The organism is Enterobacter quasihormaechei (genome assembly GCF_004331385.1).
Classification (GTDB): domain Bacteria; phylum Pseudomonadota; class Gammaproteobacteria; order Enterobacterales; family Enterobacteriaceae; genus Enterobacter; species Enterobacter quasihormaechei.
On the sequence record NZ_SJON01000003.1, the window covers coordinates 262,968 to 277,201 of the forward strand.

Sequence of the window (14,234 nt, forward strand, 5' to 3'; positions counted from 1 at the left end):
ACCCCTCCCTACACGTGGGTACTGCTATTTATTGTCAGTACCCCGTATAATATAAGGTTTTAACAGGGAGAGGTTCGCGTGCACTCGATTTTCCTCGCGCTGCAAAGCCTGCGCACTCAGCTTGCGCAAGCGTTGCCTGATACACCCGGTTTCCGTCATTTCGACGTCTCTTTCCCGTTAAACGATGCCTTCGATCCCCTGGCCTGGCTGGGCGTACAGCGGTGCTATCCCCAGTTTTACTGGCAACAGCGCAGCGGTGATGAAGAACTTGCCGCGCTCGGAAGCCTCGCCCATTTTGATTCTCTGGCCTCGGCTTCCCGGTTCCTGCACACCCATGCCGTGGCAAATGACACCCGTATCTGCGGCCTGAACGCCTTCAACCCGGCGCAGGGCACGCTGTTTTTACCGCGTCTTCTCTGGCGACGGTCTGCCGGGGTCGCCACGCTGCGCCTGCAACTGTGGAGCGAAACCTCGCTGCGCGAAGATGCCCGTTTGGCATTGAATTTTGTCGATAACCTGCGCGACGCCGCGCCGATCCGCCCGTTGTCCGTTCAGATTGAGCAGGAAACCCATCATCCAGAAAAACCGGAATGGCTGGCGCTGATCCGTCAGGCAACGGATACCATTGCTCGCGGCGACGTCGAGAAAGTGGTGCTCGCACGCGCCACCGATGTGCAGTGCCGGCAGCCCGTAGACGCCATTGCGCTGATGGCCGCCAGCCGCGCGCTGAACCTCAACTGCTACCATTTTTGCATGGTCTTCGATGCCGACAACGCGTTTCTTGGCTCGACCCCCGAGCGCCTGTGGCGGCGACGCGGCACGCTGCTGCGCACCGAAGCGCTGGCAGGCACCGTTGCCAGCCATTCTGACGATAAGCAGGCCCAGCGTCTGGGGGACTGGCTGATGAACGACGACAAAAATCAGCGGGAAAATATGCTGGTGGTGGAAGATATCTGTCAGCGTCTTCAGCACCAGACCCGGACGCTGGAGATCCTGCCTGCGCAGGTGCTGCGTCTGCGCAAGGTGCAGCATTTACGCCGCTGTATCTGGACCGAACTCAAACACGCTGACGACGAGCAGTGTTTGCATATTCTGCAACCGACGGCGGCGGTGGCCGGGCTGCCGCGTCAGGCGGCGCGAGAATTTATTGAGAAAGTGGAGCCGTTTGACCGGGAGTGGTACGCCGGATCGGCAGGCTATTTGTCGGTCGATCAAAGTGAATTCTGCGTGGCATTACGCTCCGCCCGCGTTCACGACGCCGCGCTGCGTCTTTATGCAGGGGCGGGCATCGTCAGCGGCTCTGATCCGGAACAGGAGTGGCAGGAGATCGAAAACAAAGCCGCCGGGCTGCGTTCCCTTCTCCTGAAGGATTAATACTGATTCGTGCAATCCCGATTCATATCAAAATTCTGACTTTTTCTATTATTTATACTGTGTCGCATTCTTGATACTGGACAATCTCATGTCAGTAAGTTCTTTTAACCGACGCTGGGCGACGGTGATCCTTGAAGCCCTGACCCGGCATGGCGTCAGGCACGTGTGTATTGCCCCGGGCTCTCGCTCCACGCCGCTCACCCTTGCTGCGGCGGAAAACCGGGCTTTTATTCATCACACCCATTTTGACGAGCGTGGACTCGGTCATCTGGCGCTCGGCCTGGCGAAAGTCAGCAAAGCGCCCGTGGCGGTGATAGTCACCTCCGGCACGGCGGTGGCGAACCTCTATCCGGCGCTGATTGAAGCGGGGTTAACCGGCGAAAAGCTGATTTTACTCACCGCCGATCGTCCCCCTGAACTTATTGACTGCGGCGCTAACCAGGCGATTCGTCAGCCCGGCATGTTTGCCTCGCATCCGTCACGGACGGTTTCGCTGCCGCGCCCCACGCAGGATATTCCTGCCAGCTGGCTGGTCTCCACTCTCGACCACGCCATGAACGCGCTGCGCAGCGGCGGGCTGCACATCAACTGCCCGTTTGCCGAGCCGCTGTACGGCGAAATGAACGATACCGGCCTCGCCTGGCAGCAGCAGCTCGGCGACTGGTGGGAAAGCGAAAAACCGTGGCTGCGCGAGCAGACGCATCTGGAAAGCGCGAAACAGCGCGACTGGTTCTTCTGGCGTCAGAAGCGCGGCGTGGTCATTGCCGGGCGGATGAGCGCGGCGGAAGGCAGGCTGGCGGCGGAGTGGGCAAACACGCTTGGCTGGCCGCTGATTGGCGACGTGCTTTCCCAGACGGGCCAGCCGCTGCCCTGCGCGGACCTCTGGCTGGGGAACGCGAAGGCGGTCACCGAGCTTGCGCAGGCGCAGATTGTCGTCCAGCTGGGATCGAGCCTGACGGGCAAGCGCCTGCTCCAGTGGCAGGCCACCTGCACGCCGGAAGAGTACTGGCTGGTGGATCCGCTCGAAGGACGCCTTGACCCGGCGCACCACCGCGGTCGCAGGCTGGTCAGCGACGTTGAGCGCTGGCTAGAGCTTCATCCGGCAGAAAAACGCAAGCCCTGGGCGGTTGAGATCCCCGAACTTTCGCGTCAGGCGTGGGAGCTCACCAAAGCGCAGTGCGAGGCGTTCAGTGAAGCCGGTCTGGCGCACCGTATCCGCAAATACCTTCCCGAGCAGGGGCAACTTTTTGTCGGCAATAGCCTGGTGGTGCGCCTGATTGACGCCTTCTCGAAGCTGCCCGCAGGTTACCCGGTGTACAGCAACCGGGGGGCGAGCGGCATTGATGGTCTGATCTCCACCGCGGCGGGCGTACAGCGGGCCAGCGCGAAATCCACGCTGGCGATAGTGGGCGATCTCTCAGCCCTCTACGATCTCAACGCGCTGGCGCTCCTGCGTCAGGCGTCGGCTCCTTTCGTGTTGATTGTCGTTAACAACAACGGCGGGCAGATTTTCTCCCTGCTGCCGACGCCGCAAAGCGAACGTGAGCGCTTCTATCTGATGCCGCAAAACGTGCAGTTCGAACACGCCGCCGCCATGTTCAGCCTTAAGTACCATCGCCCGGAAAGCTGGGACGCGCTGGAAACGGCGCTGAACGCCGCCTGGCGACAGCCTGGCGCAACGCTGATTGAGCTGGTGGTTAACGATTCGGACGGCGCGCAGAAGCTGCAACATCTGCTGGCGCAGGTGAGCCACCTGTGATCCTCACAGGCGTCACTCAGCGCGGAAAACCAGGCTACCCCTGGCTGGTTTTCCTGCACGGCTTTTCCGGCGACTGTCACGAGTGGCAGACCGTTGGGGCGTCGCTGGATGACTATCCCCGGCTCTACCTTGACCTGCCCGGACACGGTGGTTCAGCGGAGACGGGCGTGGCGGGGTTTGCAGAGATGAGCGAGCTGCTCATACATACTGTTATTAGTTACAACATACTAAACTACTGGCTGGTGGGGTACTCCCTCGGCGGCCGCATTGCGATGTTTCATGCCTGCCAGCATCCGGCGGGGTTAGACGGGGTGATTGTGGAGGGTGGACACCCTGGCCTGCAAGATACCGATGCGCGTCAGGCGCGGCTGATCGCTGACCGACGCTGGGCGTCACGTTTTCGCAGCGAGCCGCTGGAAGCTGTCTTTACAGACTGGTATCAACAGCCGGTCTTTGCCTCCCTTACGGAGGAACAGCGCAAGGCGCTGATCGCGCTGCGCAGCCGGAACAACGGCCCGAGGCTGGCTGATATGCTGGAAGCCACCTCGCTTGCCGTTCAGCCTGATTTACGTCCCGCGCTCACCGCGCGTGATTTTCCTTTTTACTTTCTCTATGGCGAACGTGATGAGAAGTTCAAAGCCCTTGCCGCTGAACTCAACGCCACGCGCCATGCTATCCCCCATGCCGGACACAACGCCCACCGGGAGAACCCGGATGCGGTTGCCGCGAGTCTGGCTCAGATACTGCGTCATCGAACAAAGGACACGCTATGATCTATCCTGATGAAAACATGCTCTACGCGCCGGTTGAATGGCAGGACTGCTCCGAAGGCTACACCGACATTCGTTACCACAAATCCGCCGACGGTATCGCCAAAATCACCATCAACCGTCCGCAGGTGCGCAACGCGTTTCGTCCACTGACCGTCAAAGAGATGATCCAGGCGCTGGCGGATGCCCGCTACGACGACAATATCGGCGTTATCGTTCTGACCGGTGAAGGCGAGAAAGCCTTCTGCTCCGGCGGCGATCAGAAAGTGCGTGGCGACTACGGCGGATACCAGGATGATGCGGGCACGCACCACCTGAACGTGCTGGATTTCCAGCGCCAGATCCGCACCTGTCCGAAACCGGTCGTGGCGATGGTGGCAGGGTATTCCATCGGTGGCGGTCACGTGCTGCACATGATGTGTGACCTGACTATCGCGGCGGAAAATGCCATCTTCGGCCAGACCGGCCCGAAAGTGGGCTCTTTCGACGGCGGCTGGGGCGCCTCCTACATGGCGCGCATCGTCGGCCAGAAAAAAGCCCGCGAAATCTGGTTCCTGTGCCGTCAGTACAACGCACAGGAAGCGCTGGATATGGGCCTGGTTAACACCGTGGTGCCGATCGCCGATCTCGAAAAAGAGACCGTGCGCTGGTGTCGCGAAATGCTGCAAAACAGCCCAATGGCGCTGCGCTGCCTGAAGGCGGCCCTGAACGCGGACTGTGACGGTCAGGCGGGCCTTCAGGAGCTGGCGGGTAACGCCACCATGCTGTTCTACATGACCGAAGAGGGTCAGGAAGGGCGCAACGCGTTCAACGAAAAACGCCAGCCAGACTTCAGCAAATACAAACGGAACCCGTAATGCGTCGCGCGCAGGTTTACCGCTGGCAGATACCGATGGACGCGGGCGTGGTGCTGCGTGAACGGCGGTTAAAAACCCGTGACGGACTTTTTGTGCACCTCCGGCAGGGCGAGCGGGAAGGGTGGGGCGAAATCGCCCCGCTTCCGGGCTTTAGCCTGGAAACGCTGGACGAGGCGCAGGCGGCGCTGATGGCCTGGACGCACCAATGGCGCGAGGGAGTGGCTCCGGCACTGCCGGACGTTCCTTCCGCCGCGTTCGGCATCAGCTGTGCGCTGGCCGAGCTGGACGGCAGTTTGCCGGACGCGGCGAACTATCGCGCCGCGCCGCTCTGTACCGGCGATCCGGATGAACTCTTCGCGCTGCTCTCCGCGATGCCGGGCGAGAAGGTGGCGAAAATTAAGGTTGGCCTGTACGAAGCGGTGCGCGACGGGATGGTCGTCAACCTGCTGCTGGAAGCCATTCCCGATCTACACCTGCGCCTGGACGCCAACCGCGCCTGGACGCCGCTGAAGGCACAGCAGTTTGCGAAGTACGTCAACCCGGCGTACCGCAGCCGCATCGCGTTTCTCGAAGAGCCGTGCAAAACGCGCGACGATTCCCGCGCCTTTGCCCGGGAAACCGGCATTGCTATCGCCTGGGATGAGAGCCTGCGCGAAGCCGATTTCACGTTTGCCGCCGAACCGGGCGTCAGCGCCGTGGTGATTAAGCCAACGCTGACCGGCAGCCTCGACAAGGTGCGCGAGCAGGTTGCAGCGGCCCATGCGCTGGGGATGATGGCGGTGATCAGCTCGTCCATAGAATCGAGCCTCGGGCTGACGCAGCTGGCGCGCATTGCCGCCTGGTTAACGCCAGAGACTGTACCCGGCCTTGATACGCTGAGCCTGATGCAGGCGCAGCTGCTTCGCCCGTGGCCGGACAGCACCTTACCGTGCCTTGACGTCGGGGCGCTGGAGCCGTTGCGATGAGCTTTAACGACTGGCCGTGGCGGCACTGGCGCGCCCGGAGTGGTGATAAACCCGCGCTGCGTTTAGACGATGTCACGCACAGCTGGTCTCAGCTGTGCGAGCGCATCGATCGTCTTGCCGCCGGTTTTCAGGCTCAGGGTGTCAGGGAGGGCGACGGCGTCATGCTCCTCGCCCACAACCATCCGCGCACGCTGCTGGCCTGGCTTGCCCTGCTTCAGTGCGGCGCCCGCATTTTGCCGGTAAACCCTCAGCTTCCCCGCCCGCTGCTGGACGTTCTCCTGCCGCAGATGACGCTGCGCTTTGCGCTGGTGCTTAACGGTGAGTATGACGGTCTGCCCGCGCTGGCGTTGAGAGAGGGCGAGGAGCTTGCCAGCGTGGCGTGGCGGGCTGAACGTCTGGCCTCAATGACGCTCACCTCCGGCTCCACCGGCCTGCCAAAAGCGGCGGTGCACACCTGTGCTGCCCACCTTGCCAGCGCACGAGGCGTGCTGTCCCTGATGCCTTACGGCGGTGATGACGACTGGCTGCTGTCCCTGCCGCTGTTTCACGTCTCCGGTCAGGGGATTCTGTGGCGCTGGTTGCAGGGCGGAGGCCGCCTCACCGTGCGCGAAAAACAGCCCCTGGAGCAGGCGCTCCAGGGCTGCACCCACGCCTCGCTGGTGCCGACGCAGCTGTGGCGGCTGGTCAATTCACACCATCCCGTCGCGCTGAAGGCCGTGCTGCTCGGGGGGGCGGAAATCCCCGTTGAGCTGACGGAACAGGCGCGCGAGCAGGGTATTCGCACCTACTGCGGCTATGGCCTGACCGAGTTCGCCTCCACCGTCTGCGCCAAAGAGGCCGACGGCGCGCCGGACGTGGGCCGCGCGCTGCCGGGCAGAGAGGTGCAGGTGGTGAACGGTGAAATCTGGATCCGGGCAGAAAGCATGGCGGCGGGCTACTGGCGGGACGGCGCGTTACTGCCGCTGGTCAACGAGCAGGGCTGGTTTGCCACCCGCGATCGCGGTGAGTGGCATAACGGCCGCCTGGCCGTTCTGGGCCGCATGGACAATCTCTTTTTCAGCGGCGGAGAAGGGATCCAGCCGGAAGCGCTGGAACGCGTCATCGTTACGCATCCGCAGGTAAGCCAGGCGTTTGTCGTTCCGCTGGACGATGCCGAGTACGGACAGCGACCGGTGGCGGTAGTGGAATGTGCGCCGGGCACGGATATCACGCTGTTGCCAGAGTGGGTTCAGGGCAGGCTGGCGCGCTTTGAGCAGCCGGTGCACTGGCTGGCGCTGCCGTCAGAACTGAAAAATGGCGGGATTAAAATCTCCCGCCAGGCGTTAAGGCAGTGGGTCAATGCCCTGTTTAGGGGCTAATCAGCCGATATCCGGCTGCGGTTTGTGCTGGCGTCGACGGACCCAGCGCAGCACCGGCGGCACGACAATCACCATAATCGCCATTGCCAGCAGGATCTTCGTCACGTTGCTCTCCCACAGGATCGCCATGTTGCCGTTGCTGATGGAGAGCGCGCGGCGCAGGTTCTGCTCCAGCATTTCCCCCAACACAAATCCTAAAATCAGCGGCGACATCGGGAAGTGCATCTTGCGCAAGATGTAGCCCAGGATCCCCAGCAGCACCATCAATACCAGGTCGAAGGTGGTGCTGTGCACCGCGTACACCCCAACCGCAGAGACGGCGGCGATGGCAGGAACCAGGAACCACAGGGGAATGGTCAGCATGCGCGTAAACAGGCCGATCAGCGGGATGTTCATCACCAGCAGCATCACGTTGGCGATCAGCAGCGCCGCAATCAGGCCCCAGACGATATCCGGCTGCTCGGTGAACATCGCCGGCCCCGGGGTGATGTTATAGAGCGTAAGCGCGCCCATCATCACCGCCGTGGTGCCCGAACCCGGCACGCCGAGGGTCAGCATCGGGATGAACGAACCACAGGCCGAAGCGTTATTGGCCGCCTCCGGCGCCGCCACGCCGCGAATATCGCCTTTGCCGAAACCGTCGCTGTTACCGCTCAGCTTCTTCTCGGTCATGTAGGTGATGGCGCTGGCGATGGTTGCCCCGGCGCCTGGCAAAATGCCGACAAAGAAACCGATCACCGACGACCGCAGGGTGGCACCCACGCACTGCGCCCCCTCTTTGGCATTGAACAGCATACGTCCGGTTTTACGCACCAGTGTCTGCCCGCTGCTGGTATGCTCCAGCATCAGCAAGATTTCTGAGACGGAGAACAGACCAATCACCACGACGATAAACTGCACGCCGTCGGAGAGGTGAACGCTGTCGAAGGTAAAGCGGTAAACCCCGGTGTTGGCATCCACGCCGACGGTGGCTAACCCCAGGCCAATCAGCGCAGATAAAAACGACTTCAGCGGGTTTTGCGCCATCATGCTGCCGAGGCAGGCAATGGCGAATACCATCAGCGCGAAATACTCGGCAGGACCAAACGCCAGCGACCACTGGGCCAGCGCCGGCGCGAACAAAATGATGCCGCCAATGGCGATCAGGGAGCCAAAGAACGAGCTGACGGCGGAAATTGAGAGTGCCACGCCGCCGCGTCCCTGCTGCGCCATCGGGTAGCCGTCCAGCGCGGTCATAATGGCGGCGGCATCGCCGGGCACGTTAAGCAGTATCGACGAAATTCGCCCGCCGTACTCGCAGCCGATGTACACCGTCGCCAGCAGGATCAGCGCCGACTCCGCAGGCAGGTGCAGGGCAAAGGCCAGCGGCAGTAAAATCGCCACGCCGTTGATCGGGCCAAGGCCCGGCAGCAGGCCGACGATGGTCCCGACGAAGCAGCCGATCAGGGCGATCACCAGGTTTTCCGGGGTCATCGCTACCGCGAACCCCTGAGAGAGATAGATCCAGGTATCCATAGCGTGCTCCGTTAGTTAAACCATGCGCCGAGCGGCAGCGTCACGTCCAGCAGGCGGTCGAAGGCGTACCAGAGCAAAATGCCCAGTACGACCCCGGAGATCCCCGCCGCGGGCAGCGAGGCGTTAAACAGCATGCCAATCACCATCGTCAGCAGGGCAGTGGCAATCGGGAAGCCGAGCCACTCAAAGCCCCACGCATACATCAGCAGGACAATCACCATCACCAGCAGACGTTGCAGGGTGCGGCGTGGCGGCCACTCTACGGTGTCCGGATGGCGCAGCAGTAGCGCCACCGAGCAGAGCAGCATCAGGCCGACAATGCCGACGGGGAAGGGGCGTGGCCCTACGGGTTCATAGCTGTATTCGCTGTGGATCTGCCAGGCGACGAACAGCCCGCCAATGCAGAGCAGCAGCCATATCCCGGCAAAAATGCGATCGCTCATAGCGCCTCCGGTTATTTCGCCAGGCCAAAGGCTTTCGCCTGTTCGCGGTAGTCATTCACCTGTTTTTTCACGTACTCGTCCAGCTGCTTGCCGTTCAGGTTGAATTCAAACAGTCCGCGCAGATCGCGCTGTTTTTTGAACTCGTCGGTTTGCTGGAGTTTTGTGAAGGTATCCACCCACCACTGGTACTCGGCGTCGGTCACTTTTGGCCCGACAAAGAAGCCGCGGATGATCGGCCAGACCAGGTTATAACCCTGCTCTTTGGCGGTTGGGACGTCTGCCAGCTGGCCCGGCAGACGGTTTTCCGAGAAGACCGCCAGCACGCGGATCTTATCTCCGCTCAGGTAGGGCACCATTTCGCTGAGATCGCCCGAAACCGCCTGCACGTGATTGCCCATCAGCGCCGTCACCGGCTCGCCGCCGCCTTCAAAGGCCACGTAGCGCATCTTGTGCGGATCCACTTTGGCCTGCTGCGCGAGCAGCGCGGCTTTCATCCAGTCCTGGCTACCGATAGACGCGCCCGCGCCAATCACCACGCTGTTCGGATCTTTTTCCATGGCGGTCAGCAGATCTTTCAGGGACTTCCAGGGAGAGTCGGCGCGAACGGCGATCATCCCGTAATCGGTGCCCACGGTGGCGAGCCAGCGCACATCATCCACGTCATAACGACCAAATTTCCCCTGCGACAGGTTCAGCAGCGAGCCGCCGGAGAAGGCCACGACGGTACCGGGTTCGGCAGGGCGCTGCGCAACAATGGCGTTATAGGCTACCGCGCCTACGCCGCCGGGCATGTAGGTGACACGCATCGGTTTTTCGATGGCCTTCGTCTCCAGCAGGCTGACCTGAATCAGCTTGCAGGTCAGGTCGAAGCCGCCGCCGGGTTTGGCCGGGGCGATACATTCGGTGCGGGACGGCGCCTCCTGCGCCCGGACGACAGAGGCACTCAACAGCAATACGCTTGCAGCAACAGCAGAAAGTAATTGTTTTTTCATCGTTTATCCTCACGCCGGAGAACCGGGAGTACGGGTACGGGTGTCTTTTTTCTGATTATGTGAACCACCTTGTAGCGGTTCCGTTGCGTGATTGTTAAAACAATAACCTTTCATTTCCCTTTCACTGCGACACCAACTTTACAGGATGTGATATGCGTCTCTTACTGGCGGAAGATAATCGTGAGCTGGCTCACTGGCTGGAGAAAGCGCTGGTACAGAACGGATTTGCCGTGGATTGCGTCAACGACGGGCGGGCGGCCGACCACCTTTTGCAGGGGGAAAACTATGCCGTCGCCATTCTTGATATCGGCATGCCCGGCTTCGACGGGCTGGAGGTGGTGCATCGCCTGAGAAAGCGCGGGCAGACGCTTCCCGTGCTGTTTCTTACCGCCCGCAGCAACGTGGCGGACAGGGTTAAAGGGCTGAATGCCGGGGCGGATGACTATCTGCCGAAGCCGTTCGAGCTGGAAGAACTCGATGCCCGCCTGCGCGCGCTGCTGCGCCGCAGTGAAGGGCGAACCCAGGAGCGCCAGCGGCTGGGAGAGCTGGAGTACGATGATGAAGGCTTTTTTCTGCTGCGCGATGAACCCCTTTCCCTCACGCCGCGCGAACTCTCTCTGCTGAAGGTGCTGATGCACCGCCGGACCCGTCCCGTTTCCCGACAGCAACTCTTCGACCAAGTGTTCAGCCTGAACGACGACGTTAGCCCCGAGAGCATCGATCTCTATATTCACCGCCTGCGCAAGAAGCTGACCGGCAGCGGCGTGCGGATCACCACGCTCCGTGGGCTGGGCTACGTGCTGGAGTGCGGCGATGAAGTGGGTTAAGCCGCAGTCGCTTTACCTGCAACTTTTGCTCTTTCTGGGGTTGCCGCTGCTGCTGTTATGGGGGCTGTCGGCTTTTAACAGCTACGTTAGCACGCTACAGGCGGCAACGCAGGCCTATGACCGCACGCTGTTATCCTCGGCGCGCACGGTGTCAGAGCGGCTGGTGGTGCACAACGGCAAGCTCCAGGTGAACGTGCCCTGGGTGGTGCTCGACAGCTTTGAGCTGAACATGAACGATCGCCTCTATTACAAGGTTGTTGATCCTGACGGGCGGACGATCTCCGGCTATGACGATCTGCCGAAAATGCCACCCTCCACGTCGCGCACCACCCACTATCCTGCGCTGGCCTGGTTTTATCATACCGAGTATCGCGGGCAGGCGATCCGCGTGGCGAAGCTGCTCCAGCCGGTTAACGAAGACAGCGTGTTCGGCATGGCGGAGATATACGTTGCCGAAACCTTGCAGTCGCGGCGCTATCTCGCCACTCAGCTGCTGTTTTCCTCGCTCGTGTCGCAGGGGCTACTGGTGCTGCTGACGCTGATTTTAACCGCCTGGCTGCTTCGCCGCGTGCTGCGCCCGATGCGCCAGCTCTCCTCGCTGATGGTGCGCCGCGAGCCAGGGCTGCTGGCCCCGCTGCCGGAGCTGTTGCCCTGGTCGGAAACGCGGCTGCTGATTGTGGCATTTAACCGCTATATCGACAGGTTGCGCGGCGTACTTTCGCGGCAGGCGCGCTTCAATGCCGATGCCTCGCACCAGCTCAAAACGCCGCTGGCGGTGCTGAAAACCCAGGTGTCCGTTGCCCTGACGCGTAACGATCCGGCGCTGTGGCAGGAAAGTTTACGGGCAATGAACGTGACGCTGGATAACACCATCGTGCTGACCGAAAGGCTGTTACAGCTTTCGGCGGTGAAGCGAAAAGAGCAGGGTGAGCGACAGTTTGCCCCTGTCGATCTGGTTCAGGTGGTGCAAAACAGCGGCTTTTCCCGGCTGGCGCAGGCGCGCAGCAAGGCTATTGACCTCGGTTATGACGGCGTACAGCAGCCGGTAATGATTGAGGGAGATGACGTGCTGCTGGGCGAACTTTGCGCCAACCTGCTGGAGAACGCGATCAAATACACGCCGGAGCAGGGCATCGTCACGGTGTACCTGCGCACGGATAACGATGCCGTTGAGCTGAGCGTGGAGGACAGTGGACCGGGGATTGCCGAAGATCAGATCTCCCAGGCCATGCTGCCGTTTCATCGGCTGGATAACGTGGGCGATGCCGCCGGGTCCGGCATTGGTCTGGCGCTGGCCAACGATATTGCCCGCCTGCACCGCAGCCATCTCCAGCTGATGCCCAGTGAAAATCTGGGCGGGCTGTGCGTGAAAATGCGCTTTTTGTTGATGATGTAAATGTCGATATTATCAAATCGTTACAAACTAATTGCCCGACGCACGCAGAGTCCATTGATCCCCCTGAAAGTCAGGTTAAAATCTCGCGGTTTTTGGACATCTCTGAATAAATTGTGCGGGATCACGACAATGAAAAAAGTGGCATTAATGGGCTTAGGCCTGATGTGTGTATCGGCGGCGGCCAACGCTATTTCCTTCAACGGCTCGGCGGGCGAGGACTATACCCACCTGGGCTTCGGTCTTGGCACGGACAGCGCAGGCCTGGCAATGACCGGCGGCTGGACGCATAACGACGACGACGGCGATGCGGCAAGCCTGGGTCTCGGCTTCAACGTTCCTCTCGGCCCGTTCCTGGCGACCGTCGGCGGTAAAGGGATCTACACCAACCCGAACGACGGTGACGAAGGTTACGCGGCGGCAGTGGGCGGCGGCTTGCAGTGGAAAATTGGCGACAGCTTTGGCCTGTTCGGTGAGTACTACTACTCTCCGGATTCCCTCTCCAGCGGTATCGACAGCTATCAGGAAGCTAACGCCGGCGCGCGCTGGACCATCATGCGTCCGATCACCATCGAAGCGGGCTATCGCTATCTGAACCTGGCCGGTAAAGACGGCAACCGCGACAACGCCCTGGCAGACGGCCCGTACGTTGGCGTTAGCGCAGGTTTCTGATCCTCTCGGCGCGGCGTTCTGTCGCGCCAGTTTCTCTCTTCCTCCGGTCTTCGATTGCGCTATAGTGTTTTGACCATTGAAATGGGAGAACACAATGATAAACGTGGAAATGTTATCCACTGGCGACGAAGTGCTGCATGGGCAAATCATTGATACCAATGCCGCCTGGCTCGCCGATCTCTTCTTTGAGCAAGGATTACCGTTAACGCGCCGCAACACCGTGGGTGACAATCTTGAGTCGCTGGTCAACGTTCTGCGCGAGCGCAGCGAACGCTGCGACGTACTGATTGTGAACGGCGGGCTCGGACCGACCAGCGACGATCTCAGCGCGCTGGCTGCCGCCACCGCCAAAGGCGAAGGTCTGGTTCTCCACGACGCGTGGCTGACGCAGATGGAGCGTTTCTTCTCCGATCGTGGCCGCGTGATGGCCCCCAGCAACCGCAAGCAGGCCGAGATCCCCGCCAGCGCGGAGCTGATTGATAACCCGGTCGGCACCGCCTGCGGGTTTGCCGTTCAGCTGAACCGCTGCCTGATGTTCTTCACCCCGGGCGTGCCGTCGGAATTTAAGGTGATGGTCGAGCAGCAGATCCTGCCGCGCCTGCGCGACCGTTTTACCCTGCCGGAACCGCCGCTGTGCCTGCGTCTGACCACGTTTGGCCGCTCGGAGAGCGATCTGGCCCAGAGCCTCGATCATCTGCAATTGCCTCCCGGCGTGTCGATGGGCTATCGCTCCTCCATGCCGATTATTGAACTGAAGATGACCGGACCGGCGTCTGAGAAAGCCGCCATGCTGGCGCTGTGGCCCGAAGTGCAGCGCGTCGCCGGGGAAAGCCTGATTTTCGAAGGCACGGAAGGGCTGCCGGCGCAGATCGCCCGCCATTTGCAGTCTCGTCAGCTGAGCGTGACGCTAAGCGAGCAGTTTACCGGCGGGCTGCTGGCGCTCCAGCTGACCCGGGCGGGTGCGCCGCTGCTGGCCAGCGAAGTGGTGCCGTTCCAGCAGGAGACACTCGCGCAGACCGCGCGCTGGGCGTCCGAGCGCAGAGTGAAGCATTTCGCGGGGCTGGCGCTGTTCGTTGGCGGGCTGGATGAGGAGCATCTCAACTTCGCCCTGGCAACCCCGGAAGGAACGCACGCCCTGCGGGTGAAGATGAGTATTACCCGCCACAGTCTGGCCGTGCGTCAGGAGGTGTGCGCGATGATGGCCCTGAACATGCTGCGCCGCTGGCTGAACGGCAAAGAGGTCGCCAGCGAGCACGGCTGGATCAACGTCGTCGAGTCGCTGTTCGTGGAGTGAGAATCTGCCGGGGCG

Annotated in this window: 13 protein-coding genes; 10 read left to right on the forward strand and 3 right to left on the reverse strand. The window is 61.4% G+C overall.

Going from position 1 to position 14,234, the window contains the following annotated elements; genetic code table 11:
* Nucleotides 1-78: 78 nt before the first annotated feature.
* The 6 genes from menF to menE all read left to right on the forward strand — a co-directional run bounded on the left by menF (nt 79) and on the right by menE (nt 7,083).
* A complete protein-coding gene (gene menF / locus E0L16_RS06400) occupies nt 79-1,374 on the forward strand; it encodes an isochorismate synthase MenF (protein ID WP_131636547.1) in 1,296 nt (431 codons plus the stop codon).
* Nucleotides 1,375-1,462: 88 nt separating this feature from the next.
* Complete coding sequence (gene menD, locus E0L16_RS06405) at nt 1,463-3,133, forward strand: 2-succinyl-5-enolpyruvyl-6-hydroxy-3-cyclohexene-1-carboxylic-acid synthase (protein WP_131636548.1); 1,671 nt, start codon at nt 1,463-1,465, stop codon at nt 3,131-3,133.
* Entirely contained in the window at nt 3,130-3,906 is a 777-nt protein-coding gene (menH, locus tag E0L16_RS06410) for a 2-succinyl-6-hydroxy-2,4-cyclohexadiene-1-carboxylate synthase (protein WP_131636549.1), read from the forward strand. Before menD ends, menH begins: the two co-directional genes overlap by 4 nt.
* Nucleotides 3,903-4,760: a 1,4-dihydroxy-2-naphthoyl-CoA synthase gene (gene menB, locus E0L16_RS06415; RefSeq protein ID WP_013098093.1), complete on the forward strand. Its 858-nt coding sequence runs from the start codon at nt 3,903-3,905 to the stop codon at nt 4,758-4,760. The genes menH and menB overlap by 4 nt, the downstream gene beginning before the upstream one ends.
* Entirely contained in the window at nt 4,760-5,725 is a 966-nt protein-coding gene (gene menC, locus E0L16_RS06420; protein WP_131636550.1) for an o-succinylbenzoate synthase, read from the forward strand. Before menB ends, menC begins: the two co-directional genes overlap by 1 nt.
* Entirely contained in the window at nt 5,722-7,083 is a 1,362-nt protein-coding gene (gene menE / locus E0L16_RS06425) for an o-succinylbenzoate--CoA ligase (protein WP_131636551.1), read from the forward strand. Before menC ends, menE begins: the two co-directional genes overlap by 4 nt.
* Here the strand turns inward: menE and E0L16_RS06430 are convergent, their stop codons facing one another.
* The 3 genes from E0L16_RS06430 to E0L16_RS06440 are packed head-to-tail and all read right to left on the reverse strand — an operon-like array spanning nt 7,084 to nt 10,033.
* On the reverse strand, nt 7,084-8,598 hold the full coding sequence (locus E0L16_RS06430) for a tripartite tricarboxylate transporter permease (RefSeq protein WP_063450374.1): 1,515 nt from the start codon (nt 8,596-8,598) through the stop codon (nt 7,084-7,086).
* A gap of 11 nt (nt 8,599-8,609) precedes the next feature.
* Entirely contained in the window at nt 8,610-9,041 is a 432-nt protein-coding gene (locus E0L16_RS06435; protein ID WP_063450373.1) for a tripartite tricarboxylate transporter TctB family protein, read from the reverse strand.
* A gap of 11 nt (nt 9,042-9,052) precedes the next feature.
* Nucleotides 9,053-10,033 carry a Bug family tripartite tricarboxylate transporter substrate binding protein gene (locus E0L16_RS06440; protein WP_131636552.1) on the reverse strand — a complete coding sequence of 327 codons (981 nt, stop codon included), beginning with the start codon at nt 10,031-10,033 and terminating at the stop codon, nt 9,053-9,055.
* Nucleotides 10,034-10,185: 152 nt separating this feature from the next.
* Here E0L16_RS06440 and tctD point away from each other — a divergent pair, with 152 nt between their 5' ends.
* The 4 genes from tctD (at nt 10,186) to E0L16_RS06460 (ending at nt 14,219) form a co-directional block, all read left to right on the forward strand.
* Nucleotides 10,186-10,860, forward strand: a complete 675-nt coding sequence (gene tctD, locus E0L16_RS06445; RefSeq protein WP_017693014.1) for a transcriptional regulator TctD — start codon at nt 10,186-10,188, stop codon at nt 10,858-10,860.
* Nucleotides 10,847-12,256, forward strand: coding sequence for a sensor histidine kinase (locus E0L16_RS06450; protein ID WP_131636553.1), 1,410 nt, complete (start codon nt 10,847-10,849; stop codon nt 12,254-12,256). Before tctD ends, E0L16_RS06450 begins: the two co-directional genes overlap by 14 nt.
* A gap of 129 nt (nt 12,257-12,385) precedes the next feature.
* Entirely contained in the window at nt 12,386-12,925 is a 540-nt protein-coding gene (locus E0L16_RS06455) for a YfaZ family outer membrane protein (protein ID WP_063450369.1), read from the forward strand.
* Nucleotides 12,926-13,019: 94 nt separating this feature from the next.
* Entirely contained in the window at nt 13,020-14,219 is a 1,200-nt protein-coding gene (locus E0L16_RS06460; RefSeq protein ID WP_131636554.1) for a nicotinamide mononucleotide deamidase-related protein YfaY, read from the forward strand.
* The last annotated feature ends 15 nt before the right edge of the window (nt 14,220-14,234 follow it).